We start from the raw sequence: 22,960 nt of genomic DNA on the forward strand, positions 1-22,960 counted from the left end.
AATCTCTGAGGATGACGCGCGCGGCGGAGCCTCCCCCAGGCCTGCCCGACCTCTCCGGACGCACCTACCTCGTCACCGGCGCCACGGCTGGTCTCGGGTTCTTCTCCGCCGATCGACTGGCTCGCGCGGGTGCGCACGTCATCGTCACCGGGCGCAATCCGAACAGACTCTCCGCGGCGAAGGCCGCGCTCGCCACCCGGGATCCGGACGCGTCGATCGAGACCCTTCTCCTGGATACGAGCAATCTCGGCTCCGTGCGTGCGGCCGCTGCGACGGCTCGCGCGCGGGGGCGTCTGGACGGCCTCCTTCTGAACGCGGGCGTGGTGCATCCGCCGCGCCGGCGGGAAACCGTCGACGGAAACGAACTCGTCTTCGCGACCAACGTGCTCGGGCACTTCGCGCTGGCCGGCGAACTGCTCACGTCGCTCGCGGCGGCCCAGGGGCGGATGGTGTGGGTCGGGAGCGTTTCCACGTCGCTGTGGCGGTACGACCCGGTGGACCCGCAGCTGGTCGAGGGGTACACGCCGTGGCGCGCGTACGTGCAGTCGAAGGTCGCCACCACCGCGGTGGGCCTGGAGGCGGACCGGCGACTGCGCGAAGCCGACGTGCCCGTCGCGAGCGTCGTCGCACACCCCGGGTATTCCATCGGTGGCCGCACGGCCGGGATCCGCGGCATCAACGAGCCCTCCCGCTTCAAGCGGTTCGTCGGCAACCTGCAGGCCCCCATTGCACAGTCCAAGGAGGATGGCGCCGCGTCGCTGGTGCACGCCCTGACCGCCCCGGAGGTGCACGGTGGCGAGCTCTGGGGTCCGCGCCTGGTCGTCCGCGGCATGCCCCATAAGGCGGTGGCGGCAGAACTCACCCGGAACCCCGAGGTCGTGGCGCGCCTGTGGCGCACGTGCGAGGAAGCGATGGGCGTCCGGTGGCCGTTCGAGAAGGCGTCGCGAGGCGCCGGGGTCAGGCGGACAACCAGACGGCCGATGCCGCGCCGTCCGGAAGCGTGACCGGCACACCATCCACTCGCGCGACCCCCGCGCGTCCCACCTCGACGGTGTGCCCGACGTCAACGCCGATTTCCACGAGAGCCCGCAGGAGGTGCGGGTCTCGGTCGCTCACCCGCAGCACGCGGCCCGTGTGGCCCGGCGCCGCGTCGGCGAGCAGGGTGAAGGGAGCGCGGTGCACGATGCCCTCAGCATCCGGGATCGCGTCGCCGTGCGGGTCGAACGTCGGTCGCCCCAGGCGTTCGTCGATCCCCTCGAGGAGGCGGTCGCTCAGCGCGTGCTCGAGCACCTCGGCCTCGTCGTGCACCTCGTCCCAGCCGTAGCCGAACTCCTGGACGAGCCACGTCTCGATGAGTCGATGCCGCCGCACGACGGCGGCCGCGCGGCGTTCGCCGGCCTGCGTGAGCGACACCGGACCGTACGGACGGTGGCTCACGAGTCCCTGCGCGGCGAGCTTCTGCACCATCTCGGTCACGCTCGAGGGGGCAAGTCCCAGAACGCTTGCCAGTTGCGACGGCGTGATGTGCTCGTCCTGCCACTCGGTGTGGTGGTAGATCGTCTTGAGGTAGTCGTCGACGGCGGGGGATGCCACGTCTTCAGGCTACCCACCCGTCCACTTGCCAGCATCTGCGACATCTGAGGCGAAAAGGCGACGGATGCTGGCGAGTCGACCCGCGGGATAGCGGGATAGCGTGAGGGTGTGGGAGAGGGAGAACGCGACGCGGGTCCGGGAACCGACGGCGAGACGGGGGAAGCAGTCCTTCCCCACGGCGTCGGGCCGTGGCCAGGCGGCCGCGACGCGTGGCCGACCGACGAGAGGTACGACCCCGACCTGCTGGCGGAAGGCGATCGCCGCAACGTCATCGACGCCTACCGCTACTGGCGGATGGAGGCGATCGTCGCCGACCTCGATGAGCGGCGGCACCCGTTCCATGTCGGGATCGAGAACTGGCAGCACGACCTCAACATCGGGTCGATCGTCCGCAGCGCCAACGCGTTCCTCGCCGCGGAGGTGCACATCATCGGCCGCCGCCGCTGGAACCGCCGCGGCGCGATGGTGACCGACCGCTACCAGCACGTGCGCCACCACGAGGATGTCGCGGCATTCAGGGCGTGGGCGGATGCGGCGGGGCTGCCCGTTCTCGCCGTCGACAACGTCGAGGGCGCCGTGCCCGTGGACCGCGCCGAGCTCCCGCGCGCGTGCGTCTTGCTGTTCGGCCAGGAGGGCCCGGGGCTGTCGCCCGAGGCGGTGGCCGCGGCATCCGGTGTCGTGGAGATCACCCAATACGGCTCGACCCGTTCGCTCAACGCATCGGCGGCCGCGGCCGTGGTGATGTACGAGTGGTGCCGAAGGTGGGCTTAGCTGCCCGGAATCAGGCCGGCGGGATCACCGGTCGCCCTCCGGGAAGGTGACGTGAACGAGGGGGCTGCGGCTCATCCACTGTGACAGTGGCGCGACCGGCTGGGGGAGTCCGGCGGGATTGCGGGGCTGGTTGAGGTCCTCGATGATCGAGGTGAACACCCGCCTGCGAGTCTCGTCGTCCAGCACTGGGGTACCGATGGCGTGGAGGTCCGCGCGAACGCCGTTCTTGACGTGGAAGGTGAACTCAGGGTTGGCGACGATGTTGGCGTACCAGTCGCGACGTGCGGGCGTGGTCGACAGGTAGATTTCGCCGTCGGCTCGGTAGAACCACACCTCGATTCGCCGTGCGCGTCCGGTTCTGGCACCGATCGTCGTGATGTCAATGGTCCGCTCGCGCGCGGAAGATGCCGGGGTGATCGCGATGGCCCGGCGTACTCTTTCGTCCATATTCCCCTCCTAGTAAGTAACAGGTTACATACAGACTACGCGGCGCGGCGGGCCGCTCGGTGCAGGTCGCTGCATCCCGTCACGAACACCTCCTTGACACTTAGTAAGTAAGTAATTACTGTGAAGGATAGGCAATCAACGAAGGGTGATCAAAGTGAAACGCTTTGAAGGGAAGACCGTATTCATCACCGGCGCCGCAGGCGGCATCGGCTCCTCGCACGCACACGCGTTCATCGAGGAAGGTGCCCGCGTGGTCGTGGCCGATCAGCGTCAGGACGAGGGGCGCGCACTCGCGACCGAACTCGGAGAGAACGCGCATTTCGTCGGCTTCGACGTGACCAGCGAGACGGAGTGGGCCGCTGCCGTGGAAGAGGCGGAGAAGCATTTCGGACCCATCTCGATTCTCATCAACAACGCCGGAGTCGTGTCGCTTCCGGCCTCCATCGAAGCCGGGCAGTTCGCAGATTTTCGACGCGTGATCGAGACCAACCTTTACGGCACCTGGTTGGGTATGCACACGGTGGCTCCGTCGCTGCGTCGCGCAGGCGGGGGTGTCATCGTGAACACCGCCTCGATCTCGGGGATGCAGGGTGATGCGATGTTCTCGCCGTACAACGCCAGCAAGTGGGCGGTGCGTGGGATCACCAAGACGGCCGCCATGGAACTCGCGCAGGACGGCATCCGTGTCAACGCCGTGAACCCGGGACCGATCAACACGCCGCTGATCACGGAGCCGATGGCGCCCGGGGTCCCGGCGGTCACGGCGAACTACTCGCCGCATGGTCTCGCGATCCCGCGTCTCGGGAAGCCGCGCGAAATCACCAACCTGGTGCTGTTCCTCGCCTCGGACGAGGCGTCCTTCATCACGGGCGCCGAATTCGTCGCGGACGGTGGGCTGCTGCTCGGCCCGGTACCCACCGCCTAATCGGAGTGCTGACGATGTTTATCGTGCATGGGTCATTCCGTATCCCACTCGATGCGCTCGAGGGGCTGCGTGCCACGTTGTCGCCGCTGCTGATCGCGACGCGGGCCGAGCCCGGATGCGTCTCGTACGACTGGGCCCAGAGCCTCGACGATCCCGAGCAGTTCTACTCCATCGAAGTGTGGCAGTCCCGCGAGGATCTGGAGGCGCACATGGCGTCCGATCACGCGCGCGAAGGCTTCGCTGACATGCCCTCGATTCTTATCGGGGAGCCGATCCTGGTCGGTTTCACCAGCGACGACCAGGTCAACCTGCTCAGCTGACCCGTACCGCGGATCGGTCGAGAGAGTGCCGACATGGTGCGACGTGACGTGGCCACGGGCGACATGGCTCGACGCGCTCCACTGAGGAGCGCGTTGAGCCATGGAGTCGATGGACTCTTATGGCGAAGGAGACAGTCCCTGATGCGGAGGAACTCCGATGAAGAATCTCATTCTGGAGATGCGCGTGATGAGTGACCCATACAGCGCCGACAGCGCTCGAAGCTTGAGGGAGGCTCCCTGATGGGACGGCTCGACGACAAAGTGGTCCTCATCAGCGGCGGAGCCCGCGGAATGGGCGCCTCTCATGCGACCGCACTTCTGGAAGAGGGTGCCCGCGTCGTGATCGCGGACGTCCTCGAGGACGAAGGCCGCGCTCTGAGTCAGAAGCTCGGGGACCGCGCGCTCTTCGTTCCGCTCGATGTCACCGTAGTCGCCCAATGGGAGGGGGCGGTTCGCGCGGCGGTCGAGCATTTTGGCGGCCTTGACGTGTTGGTCAACAATGCCGGCATCGTCCATTTCGCTCCCGTCGACGAACTCGACGTCGACTCGTGGCATCGGGTGATGTCGGTCAACCTCACCGGGACCTTCTACGGGATCCGCAGCGCCGTCAGCGCGCTGAAGCTGCGCGGCCAGGGATCGATCATCAATATCTCGTCCAGCGCCGGTCTGATGGGCTACGAATCACTGCCGGCCTACACCGCATCCAAGTTCGGAATCCGAGGCCTGACCAAGGCTGCGGCTCTCGATCTCGGCCGCTACGGCATCCGGGTCAACTCCGTCCACCCGGGAATGGTGAGGACGCCGATGCTCGGGGATATCGATCCATTGCAGAGTCACGTGGCGTTGCACCGAATCGGGCGTGCCAGTGAGATCTCCGATGTCGTCCTCTTTCTCGCAAGCGACGAATCGAGCTTCGCCACCGGCGCGGAGTTCGTCATTGACGGCGGTGAGACCGCCGGACTCGCGCACTTCGACGGCACCTGACGCCTCGCATGACGAATGCACGGGACCGCCGTCCTCGCATCACCGATCACCCTAGAACCGCACCCTGATAAGGCAAGGACGAAGCAGATGACAACTCGGATCGACATGTACTTCCGCTACCGCGTCACCGACGACGCGCGGTACGCGGACTACCTCGCGATCGTGCTCCCCCTCACCGAACGCGAGGAACCCTACGTACTCGAGTACGAGATGGCGCGCGGTGCCGACGGCATCGTGCTGCAGCACGAGCGCTACGAGAACGAGGACGCGATCGTCAAGCATCTCGAAGTGACCGCCGAAGGCCAGAAGGCGTGGGGAGAATCCACGGAGCTCCTCGACATCCGCTTCGTCGGCGAGCTCAGCGAGAAGTTTCGGACGGAGTACGACACGCCTCTCGCGACCTGGTGGACGCACTTCAGAGCCGTCGAGCGATAGCCAGGTCAAGACGCTTTCACGGTGACGCAAGAGATGGCATCGGCAAGAAATTAATGCCTCATGTGCCCGGCTCGACGTGCGGGCGGATCTCGTAGGCGTAGACGGCGTCGGCCGTCGCGTCGACGCGGATGCTCCCCTCCGCGTCGCCCTCGAAGAGGATCGAGGCAGTGGCCGGCTGGGGCTCCCCGGGTGTGGAGCATGCCAGCTCGGTCGCGGTCGCCTCGGGCGTGGCGACCGCGGATTCCAGCTGCAGAACGAGGGGCGAGCCGTCCTCGCTCTGGCACGTGATCACGATGTCCCAGAGACCGGCATCGGTGGGAAGGGCGATGGCCACCCCCTCGGGCCCGACCGCGCCCGCTGAGCGGCTGAGGAAGCCGCCACCGCCGGGGCGGTTCTCCGGAAGGGCGATCTGCGCCCACGCGGTCACGTCGGCGCCGGCGTGCGGCAGGGCGTCGGATGCTGCGGGACTCGACGCCGACAGCGAGGGCGTGGGTCGGGGTTCGTCGTTCGGTGACGGCGTGGCGTTCGGCCCGGCGGCACAGGCCGACAGCAGCGCCGCCGCCGGCAGGACGGCGACGATCGCCCGGGGGAGCCTCGTCATGCGCACACGGTAGGCCGCCACCCTGGGAACGCCGTGAAACCGCCGCGGGACATCCGCCCCTGGGCACGGAACGGCGGCTGGTCCAGGCTGGGCGGCATGAGCGCACTGCGGGCGGTGGGGCGGTACCCCGCGATCATCGTCACGCTCGTCGTCCTGGCTCTGGTGATCGTGCTCCACGCCACTGATGCGCAGCGCGCAGGACGCACGGCCGCGACGGTTTACGTCTCGCTGTTCATCGCCTGGACGATCCTCCGCATGGTCCGCGACGTGCTTCGCGGTCACGTCGGACTCGACATCCTCGCCGTCGTCGCGATGGTCGCCACTCTCGCCGTCGGGGAGTACGTCGCGTCGCTGATCATCGTTCTGATGCTCGCCGGTGGTGAAGCGCTGGAGGATTTCGCCGCCCGGAGGGCGAAACGCGATCTCACGGCGCTGCTGGACCGCTCGCCCCGCATCGCACACGTTTTCGAGCACCCGCACTCCTCGGATGCGGACGAGATCCAGGACGTGGCGGTCGAGGACGTGGTGCCGGGGACCCTGATCCTGGTGCGGCCGGGGGAGATCGTTCCGGTCGACGGTGTGCTGGAAAGCGACAGCGCCTCGTTCGACGAGAGTTCACTCACGGGCGAAAGCCTGCCGGTCACCCGCACCACGGGGGGAGAGGTTCTCTCCGGGGCGGTCAACGGCACCCGGGCGGTTCGCGTCCGAACGACCAGAAGAAGCGCCGACAGTCAGTACCAGCAGATCGTCGCTCTCGTGCGTGAGGCGCAGGCCTCGCGGGCGCCCGTGGTGCGTCTTGCCGATCGTTTCGCCGTGCCGTTCACGGCGGTGTCGCTCGCGTTGGCGGGCACGGCGTGGGGGCTGTCGGGAGACCCGGTCCGGTTTGCGGAGGTGCTGGTGCTCGCCACACCGTGCCCGCTGTTGATCGCCGCGCCGGTCGCGTTCCTGGGCGGGCTGTCCCGAGCCGCCAAAGCGGGTGTGATCATGAAGGGCGGTGCCGTCATCGAGCAGCTGGCGCACGTGCGCTCGGCCTGCTTCGACAAGACCGGCACTCTCACCCGAGGGCGCCCGGATCTCATCGACGTCCGGCCGTCCGTGGGCTTCGACGCCGAGGCGCTTCTGCGCTGGGCCGCCTCTGCGGAGCAGTACTCGTCCCATGTGCTGGCCGACGGCATCCGTCGGGCGGCGGTGGCCCGCGGACTGCAGCTGCGCCCCGCCGCCCGCGCGAGCGAGATCGCGACCAACGGCGTCACGGCCGTCATCGACGGGCGGTCCGTCGTCGTCGGGAAACCGGCGTACGTGGCCTCCGTCGCGCGCGGGGTGACGCGGGTGCCCCTGCGGGCCGGCGAGGCCGCAGCTTACGTCGCCGTGGACGGTGTGTACGCCGGCGCGCTCGTCCTGGCCGACGGCGCGCGGCCGGAGTCCGCCGCGGTGATCGCCTGGCTGCGGGCCCACGGCGTGGATCGTGTGGTGATGCTCACGGGTGACGCGCTGCCCACGGCCGAGGCCGTCGCGCGCGACGTGGGGATCGACGAGGTGCACGCCGAACTGCTGCCTCCGGAAAAGGTGCACTTGGCCGCACAACTGCGGCCCCGGCCCACCATGATGGTCGGCGACGGTGTCAATGACGCCCCCGTCCTTGCCGCGTCGGACGTCGGCGTGGCCATGGGTGCGAAGGGGGCGACAGCGGCGGGGGATGCTGCCGACGTCGTGATCACCGTCGATTCGCTCCGCGGGGTGGTCGATGCCGTCTCCATCGGGCGTCACACGCTGCGGGTGGCGCTCACCGCCATCTGGATGGGGATCGCGCTGAGCGTCGGGCTCATGGTGGTCGCCATGACCGGAGTCATCCCGGCGGTGGCCGGCGCGCTCGTGCAGGAGCTGGTCGATCTGACGACGATCCTCTACGCGCTCCGGGCGTTGCGCGGCGCGGAGGCCCCCCGCATCCCTGCGCCCGATCGTTCCGCGCTCCTGCCCGCGCTGCGCGACTGACGGCTGGGCTCGGGATGCGGCGGTGCCTCAGGTGCGGCGGTCATCCACGGCCGCCGCGTGTGAGCTTCACGCGCCCGCGGTCATCCATTTCCGCCCGCGCACGCGCCAGCCCAGGGTGGCCAGGCGCGCGAGCATGTACGCGCCGAAGAACGCCGCCGCGAGCCACGCGAGCCCGCTGGCCCCGGAGAGGCCGAGGGCGGCGACCGCGCCGAGGGCCGGGATGAACACGACGAGGTTCAGCACACCCGCGAGAGCGAGGTACCGGGCATCCCCGGCGCCGATGAGCACGCCGTCCAGGACGAAGACGATCGCCGAGACCGGTTGCGCGATCGCGAGGATGAGAAGGGCCGGCTGGACGAGCGCGGAAACCTCCGCGTCGCCGGTGAAGAAGAGGCCGATCGCGCCGGAGAGCGCGGCGATGAGCGCGCCCACGACGAAGCCGAACCACAGGCCCCATGCGGTCGTCCGCCGGAGCACCCGCTGCACCTCCGGTTCGTTCCCCGCGCCGAGTCCTTTGCCGACGAGAGCCTGCGCCGCGATGGCGAGGGCGTCGAGGGCGAACGCCGATGCGGTGAAGATCGTGAACACGACCTGCCATCCGGCGAGTTCGGTGACGCCCTGACCGGTCGCGACGGCGACGGTGGCCAGGAGCGCTGCCCGCAGGCTCACGGTGCGCAGGAACATCCACCCGCCCGAGCGCGCGGAGCCGCGCACGCCGTCCCGCTGCGGCCGGACGGACGCCGCGTGGGTGCGGGCGAGCCGGCCGATGACGGCCACATAGGCGGCGACCATCCCCCACTGCGCCACGACGGTTCCGACCGCCGATCCGGCGATGCCCCAGCCGAAGCCGTAGATGAACACGACGTTGAGCGCGGCGTTGGCCGCGAAGCCGGCGCCGGCGATCCACAGCGGTGTGACGGTGTCCTGCATCCCCCGCAGCAGGCCCGTCGCGGCGAAGACGATGAGCATGGCGGGGAGGCCCCACATGGAGATGCGCAGATACACCTCCGCGTGCGCGGTCACCTCGGAGCCGGCGCCGAACGCGCCGACCAGGAGCGGGGTGGTGAGCGACCCCGCCAGCGCGAGCAGCGCGCCGATGCCGAGAGCCAGCCACATCCCGTCGATGCCGACCGAGACCGCCCGGGTGGGATCGCCCGCGCCGAACCGGCGCGCGACGGCGGGGGTCGTGGAATAGGCGAGGAAGACCATGAGCCCGACGATCGTCTGGAGCACGGCTCCCGCGATCCCCAGTCCTGCCAGGGGGGCGACGCCCAGGTGACCCACGAGCGCGGAGTCGACCAGGAGGAACAGCGGCTCGGCCATGAGCGAGCCCAGGGCCGGTACGGCCAGGCGCAGGATGTCGCGGTTGAGCGAGGTTTCCCGGGCGGTCACCCGTCGAGCCTAGGGGTGTCCGCCGCATCCCCAGGAGCGATGCATATCCTTGAGGGATGACCGACACCCTCCGCTCCGGCCTCGCGCTCGAGGAGCTCAGTGACGAGATCCGGCCGCAGGACGACCTCTTCCGCCACGTCAACGGCCGCTGGCTCGAGCGGACCGAGATCCCCGAAGACAAGGCCCGCTGGGGGTCGTTCCACCTCATCGCCGAGCAGGCCGAGATGGACGTCCGGGCGATCATCGAGGAGTCGCAGGACGCCGACCCGGGGACCGAGACGCGCAAGATCGGTGACCTGTACACGAGCTTTCTGGACACCGCGCGCATCGAAGAGCTCGGTGCGGCCCCGCTGGCCGATCAGCTCGCCCGCGCGGACGCTGTAGACAGCATCCCGAGCCTTCTGCGCACGATCGGGGAGCTCGAACGGGACGGGGTCAGCGGGTTGATCAGCCTGTTCGTCGAGCCCGATCCGGGCAACCCCCAGCGCTACCTTCCGGTGCTGTATCAGGGCGGGATCTCGCTGCCGGACGAGAGCTACTACCGGCTGGAGAACTTCGAGGAGACCCGGTTGGCTTACCGCGGTCACATCGAGCGGATCCTGGGGCTCGCCGGGGTGGTGGATGCTTCGTCGGAGCTCAGCACAAGTGCTTCGTCGGCGGCTGACCGCATCTTCGCACTGGAGACCGAGCTGGCCGTCCACCACTGGAGCCGCGAAGACAGCCGCGACGCGGTGAAGACCTACAACCTGCGCTCGTGGGACGACACCGTCGCCCTGGCGGGGGTCGACCTCGGGCCGTGGCGCGAGGGCGTGGCCCCGGGCCATCCCGACGCTTTCGCCGAGGTCGTCATCTACCAGCCGAGCTTCCTCGAGGCGTTCGCCGTGCTGCTCACCGAGGAGCGACTCGAGGACTGGAAGGCCTGGCTGCGATTCAAGGTCGTGCACAGCGCCGCCGCGTTCCTGTCGGAGCCGTTCGTCGCCGAGAATTTCGCGTTCTACGGCACCCAGCTCACCGGCGTGCCCGTCAACCGCGAGCGCTGGAAGCGCGGTGTGAGCCTGGTCGAGGCGGCCCTCGGTGAGGCGGTGGGACGGGTCTACGTCGACCGCCACTTCCCGCCGTCGGCCAAGGTCGCGATGGACGAGCTCGTGGCGAACCTCGTCGAGGCGTACCGCGAGAGCATCTCCGAGCTGGAGTGGATGAGCCCGGAGACGCGCGAGCGGGCGCTGGCCAAGCTCGATGCGTTCACGCCGAAGATCGGTTACCCGGTGAAGTGGAAGGACTACTCCACGCTCGACATCGACGCGGAAGACCTCGTCGGCAACGTCCGCCGCTCTCACGTGTGGGACCACGACCGGCAGTTGGCCAAGGTCGGCCAGCCGATCGATCGCGACGAGTGGTACATGACCCCGCAGACGGTCAACGCGTACTACAACCCGCTCATGAACGAGATCGTCTTCCCGGCGGCCATCCTGCAGTACCCCTTCTTCGACGCCGACCGGGATGCAGCGGCCAACTACGGCGGCATCGGGGCGGTCATCGGGCACGAGATCGGTCACGGGTTCGATGATCAGGGGAGCCGGTTCGACGGCGACGGGTCACTCCGCGACTGGTGGACCGAGGCCGACCGTGCCGCGTTCGAGGAGCGAACCTCGGTTCTCATCGAGCAGTACAACGCCCTCGTGCCGCAGGGACTCCCGGACGAGAACACCGTCAACGGTGCGCTCACCATCGGGGAGAACATCGGCGACCTCGGGGGGCTGGGCATCGCGATCAAGGCCTACGAGCTGTCGCTCAACCCCGACCGGTCCCCGAGCGAGCGGAGCGAGACGAAGGGTCCCGTGATCGACGGGTTCACCGGCATCCAGCGCCTGCTGCTGAGCTGGGCGCAGATCTGGCAGCAGAAGGGACGGGATGCCGAGACCATCCGTCTGCTGACGATCGACCCGCACGCGCCGAACGAGTTCCGCTGCAACCAGATCGTGCGGAACATCGACGCGTTCTACGACGCGTTCGGTGTCACGTCCTCCGACGCCCTGTGGCTGGATCCCGGTTCCCGGGTGACGATCTGGTAGTCGCCGACCGGTCACCCGGACGTGCTCGACTGAGCGCCTGAACCGCCGAGGAGCATCGCCGTGGGCACCATCCCCGACTCCCCCCGTGACACCGCACCGCTGCGGGGCACGGGGCGGTCGGGAAGCCGCCGGCCGCCGCGACGGACCGCCACCGGTCGCCGCTCGTTCACCTCGACGTGGCGTTCGCTCGACGACCTCGCCGCCTCCGGGGCGCGGGTGGCGGTGCGGGTGGACGACCTCGACCGCGGAACGCAGGTGCTCGCGGGAGACGACAACGACACGCTCCCCGTCGCCGGGGTGGGCATCGTCCCCCTGCTGATCGAGGTGGCTGCCGCGTTCGAGGAGCGCCGGCTGAACCCGCTGGAGATCTTCGACCGCGCAGGCCTCGAACCGGTGGGCGTCTCAGGCGTGTGGCACCAGCTGAAGGCGCCGGCGCTCCCGCTCGTCGATCTGGCGGTGCTGGCGGCGTCGGCCGGCGACGCGCTCGCCGCCAACGCGCTCATCTCGCGGGTGGGGCTCCCCGCCGTGCGTGCCCGGATCGAGGCGCTGGGCCTCGAGCGGTCGGCGCTCCTGGACCGCTTCCGGGATCGTCGTGGCCCCGACGATGCGCCGCAGGTGGCGCTGGCGTCGGCGCGCGAGCTGTCGACGCTGTTTGCAGCGCTCGTGAACTCCCAGGCGGTGGATGCCCGCGTCAGCGCCCAGGTCGCGGAATGGCTGAGCCTGAACACCGACCTCAGCCTCGTGGCATCCGCCACCGGGCTCGACCCGTTCGCGCACGACAACGATGATCACGGCCTGCTGTTCGTGAACAAGACCGGACGAGCGAACGGGGTACGTGCGGAGGCCGGGGTGCTCGCCGGTCCGCGAGCGGGCGTGTCGTACGCGCTGATCGTCAACTTCGACGACCTCTCGATCGCACACCGCCTGCGCGCGCACGACGCGTTCCGCGTGCTCGGCCTCGAACTCATGGAGTACATCTTCTGACCCGCCGGCCCGTCGTCGCCCAGCCGATGCACGCCAGTGGAGCGGTCAGAACACGATCGTGTGGTTGCCGTTTCGGATGACGCGGTCCTGCGCATGCCACTGCACGGCGCGCGAGAGCACCTGACGCTCGACGTCGGCACCCCGGCGGACCAGCTCGGCCAGCGAATCTCCGTGCGTGACGCGCACGGTGTCCTGCTCGATGATCGGTCCCTCGTCGAGGTCGTCGGTGACGTAATGCGACGTCGCGCCGATGAGCTTCACGCCCCGCTCCTTGGCCTTCTTGTACGGCTCGGCGCCGATGAAGGCCGGGAGGAACGAGTGGTGGATGTTGATGACGGGCACGCCGAGCTGCTGCAGGAAGTCGGCCGAGAGGATCTGCATGTAGCGGGCGAGGACGACGAAGTCGACGTTGCCGACGAGCAGCTCGAGCATCTTCGCCTCGGAGGCGCTCTTGTCGGGACCAGGGGTCGAAGGCACGTGGAAGAACGGCACACCGAAGGAGCGGACATCCTCGGCCGACGTGGTGTGGTTCGACACCACCATCGGGACGGTGACGGGAAGATCGCCGCGACGGTGCCGCCACAGCAGGTCGAGGAGGCAATGGTCCTGCTTGGAGGCCAGGATCGCCATGCGCTTGGGCACGGACTGATCGGTGATCGACCACTCGAGGTCGAACGCGCCACCGAGCGTGCGATCGAGATCGGCTTCGATCGCCGGGATGGCCGCGGCGAGGTCGGGGCGGTGGAACACGACACGCTGGAAGTACGCGCCCCCGCGCGGGTCGTCGGAGTACTGGTCGAACGCGACGATGTTGCCGCCGTTGCGCGTGATCAGCGCGGAGACGGCGGCGATGATCCCCGGCTGGTCACGTCCGTGCACGATGAGGCAGGCGTGGTCGGGGTGCAGGTGAGGGCTGTGCGCGGCCATCCCCTCATTCTGCCGTGCCTCGGACGCCGTCCCCGACGTGCCCGCCGCCCGCCGGCGTACCTAACTCAGGACAAACAGCCCGAATCGCCGTCTGCGGCGTTCCGGGCGGCGATTCTTCCTGAGTTAGGCACGAGGACGGCGGCGCCCGCCGCCGTGGACGCGTCGCGCTCGCGGGACGCAGGCAGGTCCGGCGTCGCGGACGCCCCGCATCCCTGTGCCCGCCCCGCGCCGGCCGTGCGCCCGCGGGTTGCGCGCGGCCGGCGGACCTAACTCAGGCCAGACAGCCCGAATCGGCGTCTGCGGTGGCCCGGGCGGCGATTCAGCCTGAGTTAGGCCCGGGGGGAAGCCGGTGTCAGACCAGCGCGGCGGCGCGCCGGGCGCCTTCGCCGAGCGAGTCGAGCTTCGCCCACGCGATCTGCGGGTGCACGCGCCCGCCGAGGCCGCAGTCGGTCGCGGCGAGGACGCGCTCCGGGCCGACGATGCCGGCGAAGCGCGCGATGCGCTCGGCCACGAGGTCGGGGTGCTCGACGACGTTCGTCGCGTGGCCCACGACACCGGGCACGAGAACGAGGTCATCGGGGATGGCAGCATCCCGCCACACCGCCCACTCGTGCTCATGGCGCACGTTGGCCGCTTCGAACGAGATCTGGCCGACGTTCGCCTCGAGCACGACGGGAAGGATGTCGCGCAGCTCGATGTCCGTGGTGTGCGGTCCGTGCCAGGACCCCCAGCACAGGTGCAGGCGCACCCGGTCGCGCGGCAGTCCCTCGAGGGCGTGGTTGAGCGCCTCGATGCGCGTGCGGGTGAACGCCTGGTAGTCGGCGACCGAGGGTGCGGGGTTGATCTGGTCCCAGCTCTCCGCGAGCGAGGGATCGTCGAGCTGCAGGATGAGGCCGGCGTCGACGATCGCGCGGTACTCCTCGCGCAGCGCTTCCGCCCACGCCCACACGTGCTCCTCGTCGGTGGCGTAGTACTCGTTGCGCACGCGAGCGGCGCTGCCCGGCGCGATCGCCGTGAGGAATCCGGTCTGGCCTTCGCCGAGCGCGGCGGTCAGGTGACGGACGTCGGCGGCCACCGCATCCTGGCCCCGGTAGGTGATCGGGCCGGTCGTGCTCGGGAACGCCGTGGCGTTCTTGCCGGTGGGGATGCCGCTGTCGGGATCGGCGTACGCCTCGGCGAAGACGGCGCGGTCGCGCCGATCGAGGAAGGAGGTGAGGCGCACGTGGCCGGGCTCCGACCGCGCGGGCGGCTCGTTGAACGCGTTGACCTCGGTCAGCGAGAGGCCGTTGACGCGCTGGAACGAGTACGACCACCACGCTCCGTAGTCCACGGCGTTCGACATCGCCTTGCCGAACTCGCCGTCTCCGGGCTGGGTGATGCCGGCCTCGCGCTGGCGGCGCACGACGTCGGCCACGGCCTCTGCGGTGAGCGCGTCCACGGCCGGGTCGGGCTCGAAGGTGAACCCGTCGGCGGCGAAGCGCCGCGCCGCGTTGGCGGCGATCAGGGCCTCGGTGCGGGGGAGGCTGCCGGCGGTGGTCGTCTGAATCTCGGTCATGTGCGTGCTCTACTCCTGCGGTTCGGGATGCCAGGCCGAACCTATCGCCCCGCGCGCGGGGGCGCCGATTCGCATGACGCCGTGCGTCATATGGGCGCGAGATCCGCAGTCTCGCCTCCCCGCCGCCGTCGGGTCAGCGCACACCCTTCATCAGCGCCAGCACCGGCTTGACCGCCACCACCAGGGCGATGCCGAGGATGATCGCGATGATCCCGAGGATCGAGAAGTACGGGACCTCGTTGTTCGGGTCGTAGTACTTGGCGAGTTCTCCCGCCAGCGACGTACCCAGCGCCACGGACAGGAAGTACAAGGCGACCATCTGCGTCTGGAACCGCTCCGGCGCGAGCTTCGTCGAGGCCGACAGGCCCACCGGCGAGATGAACAACTCGGCGATCGTGAACACCAGCAGGATGGCCGTGACCCCGAGGAGCGGGGTGGAGTTGGGCGCGCCGTTGGCCCAGATGAGGAACATCAGGAACGCCAAGCCCATGATGATCGAGCCGAGGGAGAACTTCACCGGTGTCGACGGTTGCCGGCGGCCGAGCCGTGTCCAGACGGCGGCGAAGACGCCGGAGAGGATGATGACGAAGATCGGGTTGATGGAGTTCACCCACGACACCGGCATCTCCCATCCGAAGATGTTCCGGTTGAGCCGCTCGTCCGAGTAGATCGTCAGCACGGTGAACTGTTGCTGGTACAGCGACCAGAACCCGACGTTCACGATGAACAGCGGGATGAAGGCGAAGACACGCGAACGCTCTGTGGCGCTGATCGCCTTCGAGGTGAGGATCACCAGGAAGTACGCGATGGCCGCGACGAGGGTGACGCCGATGACGATCGGCGCGAGGTTGTCGGCGCGGATGACGCCGGTGAGCACGAGCAGCGCCAGCAGTACGACGCCCGCGACGGCGACGCCGATCACCAGCGCTCGTCGGTTGGCCGGCAGGGGATTGGGGACGGCGCGTGAGGATGCCGGCAGCTGCTTGCGTCCGAAGGAGTACTGCACAAGCCCGAGCGCCATCCCCACCGCCGCCGCGCCGAAGCCCCAGTGGAATCCCACCGTGGACTGCAGAGCGCCTGTGATCAGCGGACCGAAGAACGCCCCGAGGTTGATACCGAGGTAGAAGAGCGAGAACCCGGCGTCGCGGCGCGGGTCGGCTTCGGTGTAGAGCGTCCCGACGACGGACGTGGCGTTGGCTTTCAGGCCGCCCGAGCCGACGGCGACGAGCACCAGGCCGACCCCCAGGCCCCAGAACCCGGGGAGAAGCGCCAAAGCGATGTGGCCGCACATGATGACGATGGCGCTGAAGAAGAGCACGCGCTCCGACCCCAGCAGGCGGTCGGCGACCCACGCGCCCAGGATCGTGGAGAGGTAGACCGTGCCGCCGTAGGCGCCGACGATGCCGGTGGCCACCGCGCGGTCGATCCCCAAGCCACCCTCGGTGACCGTGAAGTACATGTAGATGAGCAGGATGCCCTGCATGCCGTAGAAGCTGAACCGCTCCCACATCTCCACGCCGAACACGTGCGCGAGCGCCCACGGCTGGCCGAAGAAGCGCGTGTCGCGGTCGCCGGGTTCACCGGCGGAGGGGGCGGATGCGGCGGACGGCGGTCCGGCGTCGGGGTGGGAGAAGTCCGACATGCGCCCAGGCTAGCCCTCGAGGTGCGCGCCCGGGAGCGGGGTACGCCGCGAGCTACGCTGGAGGCGCCGGCCGATCCGCGCCGTACCCGCACCCGTCGAACCCGGAATCGCCGTGACCACCGCCGTGCCCCTTCCCGCTCCCGGATGGCGGACGTGGCTCGTGTGGGGCGTGGGCGTGGGCGCCTACATGCTGTCGGTGACCAACCGCAGTTCGCTGGCGGCGGTGGGCGTGGATGCTGCGGTGCGATTCGATGCCGACGCCTCCGCCCTGTCGATGTTCGCGGTGGTGCAGCTCGCCGTATACGGCGGCCTGCAGATTCCGGTTGGCCTGCTCCTCGACCGCTACGGTGCCCGTCCCATCGTCACGATCGGGATGATCCTGATGGCGGTGGGTCAGGGGGTCATGGCCCTTGCCTCCGATGTCGGGATCGGGCTGCTCGCCCGGGTGCTGATCGGGGCGGGGGATGCGGCGGTCTTCCCCAGCGTCCTCCGCGTGATCGCGCTGTGGTTTCCCGCGCAGCGTGCCCCGCTGCTGGTCCAGCTGACCTCGACGATCGGCCAGTTCGGGCAGATCCTGTCGGTCATCCCCCTCGCACTGCTGCTGCACGCGACATCGTGGTCGATCACGTTCGGAAGCCTGGCCGGGCTCGGCGCCCTGTTCGCGGTGCTCACTGTCGTCGTGATCCGCAGTCGTCCACCCGGTCGCACGGCGGATGTCGCGGTCGACACCGACACCGGGGCCATCCGCGTCGTGCGCTCCGCGGCCGACCTTCGGGAGGGTTTCCGTGACTCGTGGGCGCACCCCGCGACCCGGCTCGCGTTCTGGTCGCACTTCGCCACGCCGTTCGCGGGCACCGCCTTCGGGCTGCTGTGGGGATTCCCGTTCCTCACCGCGGGCGAGGGGTTGTCCCCGGCGACGGCGTCGCTCGTCGTGACGTTCTTCATCGTGTCGCTGATCGCGCTCGGTCCGGTCATAGGGGCGTTGTCGGCGCGGCATCCCATGCGGCGCTCGCGGCTGCTGGTGCTGCCGGCGATCGGCTTCCAGGCGGCGGTGTGGCTCGCTGTCATCGCATGGCCGGGGCCGGCGCCGCTGTGGCTGCTGCTTCTCCTGGCCTTCGCGCTCGGCACCGGCGGGCCGGCATCCATGATCGCGTTCGACCACGCCCGCGCGTACAACCCCAGTCATCGCCTCAGCACGGCCACCGGGATCGTGAACGGCGGCGGATTCTTCTCCGGGCTCCTCGCGATCTTGTTCATCGGCATCGCGATGGACGTGCAGGGCGCCGGCACTCCCGCGACGTACACGCTCGACGCGTTCCGTCTCGCGTTCCTCACGCAGGTGCCTCTGTGGCTGCTGGGGGCGACGATGATCGTCGTCGAGCGCAAGCGCACGCGGGTTCACCTCGGACTGGATTCACCCCGGAGGTCACGCGGCACCGGCGCCGGTGGCTGACCTCGTCGGGGCGGGTCAGCGGCGGGGGAGCTCCGGCAGCGACGGGCGGCCCTGGCCCGCGCTCGGACGCGACGGGAGGAACAGGGCGAAGATGAGCGCGACCACCGCTGCCCCGATGCCCAGCGCGTAGGACGTCTGGAAGGCGGCCGCCGTCGGCACCTGCATCCCGTCGTGCGTCGTGGACAGTCCCGCCAGCACCGCACCGACCACGGCGCCGGCCGTGCTCGTCCCCAGTGAGCGTGCCAGGGCGTTCAGACCGTTCGAGGCGCCGGTTTCATGGGCCGGGACCGAGCGCATGATGAGCATCGGCATGCTCGCGTAACCGAACCCGATCCCGAACCCGATGAGGACGTTCGCGACCACGAGATGCCACACCTCGGTGTCCCAGATCAGGGAGAACCCGTAGGCGAGCACGAGCGAGACCGCGCCGGCGATCAGGAGCGCGCGAGGACCGACCACGCGGGCCAGGCGGCCGGAGATGGGCGAGAGCACCATCATGATGAGGCCGGACGGCATGATGACGAGGCTGGCCGCCAGCAGCGACAGTCCGAATCCGACACCGGTGGCCACCGGAAGCTCCAGAATCTGCGGATACGACACCTGCGAGCTGAACAGGGCGAAGCCCATCGCCACCGAGGCGAGATTCGTCAGGAGCACGGGGCGGCGCGCGGCGACGCGCAGATCGAGGAGCGGCTCGGGGATGCGCAGCTCGAACCAGCCCCACGCCACCAGCACGAGCGCCCCGGCGATGAACGACCCGAGGGTGAGCGGGGAGGTCCATCCCCACTCGTTCCCGCGCGAGATCGCGAGCAGGATGGAGATGAGTCCGATGGTGAGGCCGACCGCTCCCACCGCATCGAATCGCCCGGCGGTGCGCAGCACGCTGACCGGCACGATCCACAGGACGAGGGCGAACACGGTGATGCCCAGGCCGGCGGAGATCCAGAAGAGCAGGTGCCAGTCGGCGCGTTCGGCGACCAGCGCGCTGATCGGCAGGCCGAGGGCGCCACCGACGCCGAGCGTGGCGCTGATGAGTGCGATCGCCGAGTCGATCCGGTCTTCGCGGAGCACGTCGCGCAGGATCGAGATGCCCAGGGGGACGACCCCGGTCACAGCCCCTTGGAACGCACGCCCCACGATGACGCCGACGATGTCGGTGGACAGCGCGGCGATGGCCGATCCGATGACCATCAGAGCGACGAGGACGAGCACGATGCGGCGCTTGCCGTACATGTCGCCGAGCCGCCCGGCGATCGGTGTCGTGACCGCGGCCGACAGGAGCGTGGCGGTGACCACCCACGCGGTGTCTTCGCGCGGGGCGTTCAGAAGCTCGGGCAGCTGGGCCTGGATCGGCACCACCAGGGTGAACATGAACGACGAGCTCAGGCCGGCGATCGCCAGGACCACGACGATGAGCGTCGGTGGCGGCATCCGGGTCAGGCGCCGCCTGCCATCCTCCCGACTCACCGGTTCAGGCTATCGGTGCTCGGGAAGGGGTCGGGTCGTGTGGGGCAAGTCGGTGCGAGACTGTGGGGGTGAGCGACGAGGCCTCCGGCATCGAGATCTGCGAACTGACCAGCGTCGAGCAGGTGCATGAAGGCGCGGCGGTCCTTGCGGCGGTGTGGCCCGGAGATCGCCAGGCGATGCCCGCCAACACCCTGCGCGCGCTCCAGTACTCGGGGAACTACGTGGTCGGGGTGTATTCCGGCGAGCGGATGGTCGGCGCATCCGCAGGGTGGTTCGGGGCGCCATCGGCGCGGACCATGCACTCCCACATCACAGGCGTGCTGCCGGAGTATCAGGGACACGGTGTCGGACGGGCGCTCAAGGAGCATCAGCGGGAGTGGGCCTTCGCGCGCGGGGTCGGCCGCATCACGTGGACATTCGATCCGCTGATCGCGCGCAACGCGCACTTCAACCTGCGGGTGCTGGGTGCCCGGGTGACGGACTACCTCGTCGACCAGTACGGGCCGATGCCCGACGAGCTCAACCGTGGCGTCGCTTCGGACCGGCTGCTGGTCTCGTGGGCTCTGGCCGAGCCGCCGGTCGCCACTCCCGGTCGCAGTGCGGTCGAGGCGGAGGTCAGGATCCCCCGCGATATCGAGGGGATGCGGCGCGAGACCCCCGCCGCCGCAGCGGCATGGCGCACCGTCGTGCGCGGCGCGCTGGTGCGGCACCTGAATGCGGGGCTGCGCATCGGGGGATTCGACGACGAACGCGGGTACCTCGTGGTCGCCGGCGACTAGCGCAGCTTGCGGATGAAACGCTCCCCAGGGATGCTGGGAGGGCGCAGCCGCGGGTGGGACCGCTGCACAAGCGCGCACCTGGGGGGAAATTTCATGAACACAGCTCTGTCCGCATCAGCCGGATGCTCAGAACCGCTCACCGCGCCATCCGCATCCGGAGCCGGCAGGACGGTTCACGCCCGTGGGTGATCGCGTCGGAATCGTCGGCGGTGGCATCGTCGGAGTGGCACTCGCGCGGGAGTTGAGCGCACGGGGCGATCAGGTCACGGTCCTGGAGAAGGAGAAGCGGCTCGCCCAGCACCAGACCGGGCGAAATTCCGGAGTCGTGCACGCGGGGCTGTATTACACGCCGGGATCGCTGAAGGCTCAGCTGTGCGCTGCCGGCCGCGTGTCCATCCGGGAATTCTGCGAGGACAAGGGGCTGCCGTACCGCGAAGTCGGCAAGCTCGTCGTGGCGGTGGACGACACCGAGCTGGCTGCCCTCGCAGAGATCGAGCGCCGATCGATCGCGAACGGCGTGCCCGATTTCGCCCGCATCGACGACGTGTCACGGATGCGTGACATCGAACCGCACGTCGCGGGGGTCGCGGCCGTGCACTCGCCGCACACCGCGATCGTGGACTACGCCGCCATCACCGAGGCGATGGCACAGGACGTGCGCGCGGCGGGTGGCACGATCCGCCTCGGGCACGAGGTCACCGGCATCCGCGCGGAAGGAGCCGCGGTCCGTGTTCTCACGGCGGTCTCCGAAGACGTGTTCGACCGCGTCATCGTGTGCGCGGGTCTCCAGTCCGACGTCGTCGCGCGCTTCGTCGGCGCCGACCCGGCGCCCAAGATCCTGCCCTTCCGAGGTGAGTACTGGGAGCTCGCGCCCGAGCGCACAGACCTCGTGCGAGGCATGATCTATCCCGTCCCGGACCCGCGGTTCCCCTTCCTCGGCGTGCACTTCACCCGCGGGGTCTACGACAACGTCCACGTCGGCCCGAACGCCGTGCCCGCTCTGGCCCGCGAGGGATACACGTGGCTCCAGATGTCGGCACGAGACACCTGGGAGTCGTTGAGGTGGCCCGGTGCGTGGCCGCTCGCCAAGCAGCACTGGCGGATGGGTGTGGACGAGATCAGCGGGTCGCTCCTCAAGCCGCTCTACTACCGCAAGGCTCGCCGGTTCGTTCCGGAGCTGCGGATGGCGGACCTCACGCACAAGAGCGCGGCCGGCGTCCGCGCGCAGGCGTGGGGGAGCCGGGGCGAACTCCTGGACGACTTCAAGGTCGACCAGGTCGGGGCCGTGACGCTGCTGCGAAACGCGCCGTCACCCGCGGCCACGAGCTCGATCGCCATCGCCCGCTACGTGATCGCGAACCACCTCGCTCCCGTGACGTCGGCCTGACCGGCAGATCCTCCGCGGCATCCTCTCCGCGGCATCCGACGGCGTTGCCGCATCGGCGGGAATCCTGCGGGGGATGGCGGTCGCGGACGACGTGGCGAGACCGTGGACTTCGTATGCTGACGCCATGTCCGCACCCTCCGACCCGCCCGAACGCGCCCGCCCGGCCACCGAGCGGCGCATCGTTGACCTGAGCCACCGGATCCGCGCAGGGCTGATCACCTATCCAGGGCTTCCGGCACCCACCATCCAGCCCTACCTCACGCGCGCCGACTCTCGTGCCCGGTACGCGCCCGGCACCGAGTTCGCGATGGACGTGATCAGCTTCATCGGCAACACCGGCACCTACCTCGACTCGCCGTTCCATCGGTATGCGGAGGGGGCGGATCTGGCCGGACTCGATCTGGCGACGCTCGTGGGGCTACCCACCGAGGTGTTCCACCTCGAGGATGCGTGGGATGCCGAACATCGTGGCATCGGACCGGAACTCCTCGCCGGCCGCGACCTCCGGGGCGCCGCGGTGCTGCTGCACACCGGGTGGGACCGGTGGTTCGGCCGTGAGGAGTACGGCGTCGGGGCACCGTTCCTCACCGGCGAGGGCGCCGGGTACCTCGTCGACCAGGGGGTCGCTCTCGTGGGCATCGACTCGGTCAACATCGACGACACCGGGTCCGGCGGTGAGCGACCCGCCCACTCGGTGCTCCTCGCCGCGGGTGCGCACGTCGTGGAGCACCTGACGCGCTTGGGCGATCTCCCCGAACGGGGAGCGCGGTTCACCGCGGCGCCCCCCGCCGTCGAGGGCTTCGGGACGTTTCCCGTGCGCGCGTTCGCCGAGCTGTCGCGTTGACCCGGCCCGTTGCGGCCGACCGAGGACACTCGCGCGTGCCCAACGTGGAAGAAGTCCCCGACGCGTGCCTAACTCAGGCCAGGCCCGCCCGGGCGGGGGAAGACACCGGTGTCGGGGCGTGTTCTTCCTGAGTTGGGCGCGCTGCACCGTGTTCGGCGGTGCGGTCGCGCGGCGGCGGGGATCCGGCTGCGGGATGTCGGCCGTGCGGGCGGACGCCGAGCTGGCGCGTTGGTTCGCCGTTTTGGGGCCGCCCGGGCGTGCCTAACTCAGGCCAAGCCCGCCCGGGCGGGGGAAGACACCGGTGTCGGGGCGGGTTCTTCCTGAGTTGGGCGCGCTGCACCGTGTTCGGCGGTGCGGTCGCGCGGCGGCGGGGATCCGGCTGCGGGATGT

General features: G+C 69.6%; 21 protein-coding genes. 13 read left to right on the top strand and 8 right to left on the bottom strand.

What is annotated here, in order from left to right:
- The first annotated feature begins 11 nt into the window (after window positions 1-11).
- Complete coding sequence (locus AC4FS1_RS12820; protein WP_491155573.1) at window positions 12-1,004, top strand: SDR family NAD(P)-dependent oxidoreductase; 993 nt, start codon at window positions 12-14, stop codon at window positions 1,002-1,004.
- Here the strand turns inward: AC4FS1_RS12820 and AC4FS1_RS12825 are convergent.
- The gene (locus AC4FS1_RS12825; protein ID WP_491155575.1) at window positions 958-1,593 is read right to left on the bottom strand and encodes a metal-dependent transcriptional regulator; all 636 of its coding nucleotides are present in this window, start codon (window positions 1,591-1,593) and stop codon (window positions 958-960) included. The two genes, AC4FS1_RS12820 and AC4FS1_RS12825, sit on opposite strands and share 47 nt — an antisense overlap.
- Before the next feature lie 108 nt (window positions 1,594-1,701).
- On the opposite strand from AC4FS1_RS12825, the gene AC4FS1_RS12830 reads away from it, so the two are divergent.
- The gene (locus AC4FS1_RS12830; RefSeq protein ID WP_491155577.1) at window positions 1,702-2,364 is read left to right on the top strand and encodes a TrmH family RNA methyltransferase; all 663 of its coding nucleotides are present in this window, start codon (window positions 1,702-1,704) and stop codon (window positions 2,362-2,364) included.
- A 24-nt stretch (window positions 2,365-2,388) separates the two neighbouring features.
- On the opposite strand, the gene AC4FS1_RS12835 is transcribed toward AC4FS1_RS12830, so the two are convergent.
- Window positions 2,389-2,811, bottom strand: a complete 423-nt coding sequence (locus AC4FS1_RS12835; RefSeq protein ID WP_491155579.1) for a nitroreductase/quinone reductase family protein — start codon at window positions 2,809-2,811, stop codon at window positions 2,389-2,391.
- Window positions 2,812-2,965: 154 nt separating this feature from the next.
- Between AC4FS1_RS12835 and AC4FS1_RS12840 the strand changes: the two genes are divergently transcribed.
- From AC4FS1_RS12840 to AC4FS1_RS12855, 4 genes are all read left to right on the top strand, one after another.
- On the top strand, window positions 2,966-3,736 hold the full coding sequence (locus AC4FS1_RS12840; RefSeq protein WP_491155580.1) for an SDR family NAD(P)-dependent oxidoreductase: 771 nt from the start codon (window positions 2,966-2,968) through the stop codon (window positions 3,734-3,736).
- A 23-nt stretch (window positions 3,737-3,759) separates the two neighbouring features.
- Window positions 3,760-4,056 (top strand): putative quinol monooxygenase, encoded by a 297-nt coding sequence (locus AC4FS1_RS12845; RefSeq protein ID WP_491155582.1) that lies wholly within the window; start codon window positions 3,760-3,762, stop codon window positions 4,054-4,056.
- 240 nt (window positions 4,057-4,296) lie between these two features.
- Window positions 4,297-5,040: a glucose 1-dehydrogenase gene (locus AC4FS1_RS12850; protein WP_491155583.1), complete on the top strand. Its 744-nt coding sequence runs from the start codon at window positions 4,297-4,299 to the stop codon at window positions 5,038-5,040.
- 87 nt (window positions 5,041-5,127) lie between these two features.
- Window positions 5,128-5,475 (top strand): hypothetical protein, encoded by a 348-nt coding sequence (locus AC4FS1_RS12855; protein ID WP_491155584.1) that lies wholly within the window; start codon window positions 5,128-5,130, stop codon window positions 5,473-5,475.
- A gap of 58 nt (window positions 5,476-5,533) precedes the next feature.
- Here AC4FS1_RS12855 and AC4FS1_RS12860 read toward each other — a convergent pair whose 3' ends face one another.
- Window positions 5,534-6,076 (bottom strand): hypothetical protein, encoded by a 543-nt coding sequence (locus AC4FS1_RS12860; protein WP_491155585.1) that lies wholly within the window; start codon window positions 6,074-6,076, stop codon window positions 5,534-5,536.
- 96 nt (window positions 6,077-6,172) lie between these two features.
- Here AC4FS1_RS12860 and AC4FS1_RS12865 point away from each other — a divergent pair, with 96 nt between their 5' ends.
- On the top strand, window positions 6,173-8,068 hold the full coding sequence (locus tag AC4FS1_RS12865; RefSeq protein ID WP_491155586.1) for a heavy metal translocating P-type ATPase: 1,896 nt from the start codon (window positions 6,173-6,175) through the stop codon (window positions 8,066-8,068).
- A gap of 66 nt (window positions 8,069-8,134) precedes the next feature.
- Here the strand turns inward: AC4FS1_RS12865 and AC4FS1_RS12870 are convergent, their stop codons facing one another.
- Entirely contained in the window at window positions 8,135-9,460 is a 1,326-nt protein-coding gene (locus AC4FS1_RS12870; RefSeq protein WP_491155588.1) for an MATE family efflux transporter, read from the bottom strand.
- A 56-nt stretch (window positions 9,461-9,516) separates the two neighbouring features.
- On the opposite strand from AC4FS1_RS12870, the gene AC4FS1_RS12875 reads away from it, so the two are divergent.
- Window positions 9,517-11,532, top strand: coding sequence for a M13 family metallopeptidase (locus AC4FS1_RS12875; protein WP_491155590.1), 2,016 nt, complete (start codon window positions 9,517-9,519; stop codon window positions 11,530-11,532).
- Between the two features lie 69 nt (window positions 11,533-11,601).
- Window positions 11,602-12,516: a serine hydrolase gene (locus AC4FS1_RS12880; RefSeq protein WP_491155732.1), complete on the top strand. Its 915-nt coding sequence runs from the start codon at window positions 11,602-11,604 to the stop codon at window positions 12,514-12,516.
- A 45-nt stretch (window positions 12,517-12,561) separates the two neighbouring features.
- Here AC4FS1_RS12880 and purU read toward each other — a convergent pair whose 3' ends face one another.
- From purU to AC4FS1_RS12895, 3 genes are all read right to left on the bottom strand, one after another.
- Window positions 12,562-13,443 carry a formyltetrahydrofolate deformylase gene (gene purU, locus AC4FS1_RS12885; RefSeq protein WP_491155591.1) on the bottom strand — a complete coding sequence of 294 codons (882 nt, stop codon included), beginning with the start codon at window positions 13,441-13,443 and terminating at the stop codon, window positions 12,562-12,564.
- Between the two features lie 352 nt (window positions 13,444-13,795).
- A complete protein-coding gene (locus AC4FS1_RS12890; RefSeq protein WP_491155593.1) occupies window positions 13,796-14,998 on the bottom strand; it encodes a cobalamin-independent methionine synthase II family protein in 1,203 nt (400 codons plus the stop codon).
- 133 nt (window positions 14,999-15,131) lie between these two features.
- Window positions 15,132-16,640 carry a peptide MFS transporter gene (locus AC4FS1_RS12895; RefSeq protein ID WP_491155594.1) on the bottom strand — a complete coding sequence of 503 codons (1,509 nt, stop codon included), beginning with the start codon at window positions 16,638-16,640 and terminating at the stop codon, window positions 15,132-15,134.
- A gap of 112 nt (window positions 16,641-16,752) precedes the next feature.
- Between AC4FS1_RS12895 and AC4FS1_RS12900 the strand changes: the two genes are divergently transcribed.
- On the top strand, window positions 16,753-18,093 hold the full coding sequence (locus AC4FS1_RS12900; RefSeq protein WP_491155596.1) for an MFS transporter: 1,341 nt from the start codon (window positions 16,753-16,755) through the stop codon (window positions 18,091-18,093).
- A gap of 15 nt (window positions 18,094-18,108) precedes the next feature.
- Here the strand turns inward: AC4FS1_RS12900 and AC4FS1_RS12905 are convergent, their stop codons facing one another.
- Window positions 18,109-19,524, bottom strand: a complete 1,416-nt coding sequence (locus AC4FS1_RS12905) for an MFS transporter (RefSeq protein ID WP_491155734.1) — start codon at window positions 19,522-19,524, stop codon at window positions 18,109-18,111.
- Between the two features lie 104 nt (window positions 19,525-19,628).
- Here AC4FS1_RS12905 and AC4FS1_RS12910 point away from each other — a divergent pair, with 104 nt between their 5' ends.
- The 3 genes from AC4FS1_RS12910 to AC4FS1_RS12920 all read left to right on the top strand — a co-directional run bounded on the left by AC4FS1_RS12910 (window position 19,629) and on the right by AC4FS1_RS12920 (window position 22,570).
- Window positions 19,629-20,339, top strand: coding sequence for a GNAT family N-acetyltransferase (locus tag AC4FS1_RS12910; protein WP_491155597.1), 711 nt, complete (start codon window positions 19,629-19,631; stop codon window positions 20,337-20,339).
- 181 nt (window positions 20,340-20,520) lie between these two features.
- Window positions 20,521-21,726 (top strand): L-2-hydroxyglutarate oxidase, encoded by a 1,206-nt coding sequence (lhgO, locus tag AC4FS1_RS12915; RefSeq protein WP_491155599.1) that lies wholly within the window; start codon window positions 20,521-20,523, stop codon window positions 21,724-21,726.
- Window positions 21,727-21,850: 124 nt separating this feature from the next.
- Window positions 21,851-22,570 (top strand): cyclase family protein, encoded by a 720-nt coding sequence (locus AC4FS1_RS12920; RefSeq protein ID WP_491155600.1) that lies wholly within the window; start codon window positions 21,851-21,853, stop codon window positions 22,568-22,570.
- Window positions 22,571-22,960: the final 390 nt, after the last annotated feature.

Source organism: Microbacterium sp. Z12_35 (genome assembly GCF_058310475.1).

Bases quoted from the DNA above. Each gene is read 5' to 3' on its own strand.
- AC4FS1_RS12895 (WP_491155594.1), bottom strand. From the start codon at position 16,640: ATGTCGGACTTCTCCCACCCCGACGCCGGACCGCCGTCCGCCGCATCC.
- AC4FS1_RS12820 (WP_491155573.1), top strand. From the start codon at position 12: ATGACGCGCGCGGCGGAGCCTCCCCCAGGCCTGCCCGACCTCTCCGGA.
- AC4FS1_RS12865 (WP_491155586.1), top strand. From the start codon at position 6,173: ATGAGCGCACTGCGGGCGGTGGGGCGGTACCCCGCGATCATCGTCACG.
- AC4FS1_RS12905 (WP_491155734.1), bottom strand. From the start codon at position 19,524: ATGCCGCCACCGACGCTCATCGTCGTGGTCCTGGCGATCGCCGGCCTG.
- AC4FS1_RS12855 (WP_491155584.1), top strand. From the start codon at position 5,128: ATGACAACTCGGATCGACATGTACTTCCGCTACCGCGTCACCGACGAC.
- AC4FS1_RS12920 (WP_491155600.1), top strand. From the start codon at position 21,851: ATGTCCGCACCCTCCGACCCGCCCGAACGCGCCCGCCCGGCCACCGAG.
- AC4FS1_RS12890 (WP_491155593.1), bottom strand. From the start codon at position 14,998: ATGACCGAGATTCAGACGACCACCGCCGGCAGCCTCCCCCGCACCGAG.
- AC4FS1_RS12850 (WP_491155583.1), top strand. From the start codon at position 4,297: ATGGGACGGCTCGACGACAAAGTGGTCCTCATCAGCGGCGGAGCCCGC.
- purU (WP_491155591.1), bottom strand. From the start codon at position 13,443: ATGGCCGCGCACAGCCCTCACCTGCACCCCGACCACGCCTGCCTCATC.
- AC4FS1_RS12875 (WP_491155590.1), top strand. From the start codon at position 9,517: ATGACCGACACCCTCCGCTCCGGCCTCGCGCTCGAGGAGCTCAGTGAC.
- AC4FS1_RS12860 (WP_491155585.1), bottom strand. From the start codon at position 6,076: ATGACGAGGCTCCCCCGGGCGATCGTCGCCGTCCTGCCGGCGGCGGCG.
- AC4FS1_RS12835 (WP_491155579.1), bottom strand. From the start codon at position 2,811: ATGGACGAAAGAGTACGCCGGGCCATCGCGATCACCCCGGCATCTTCC.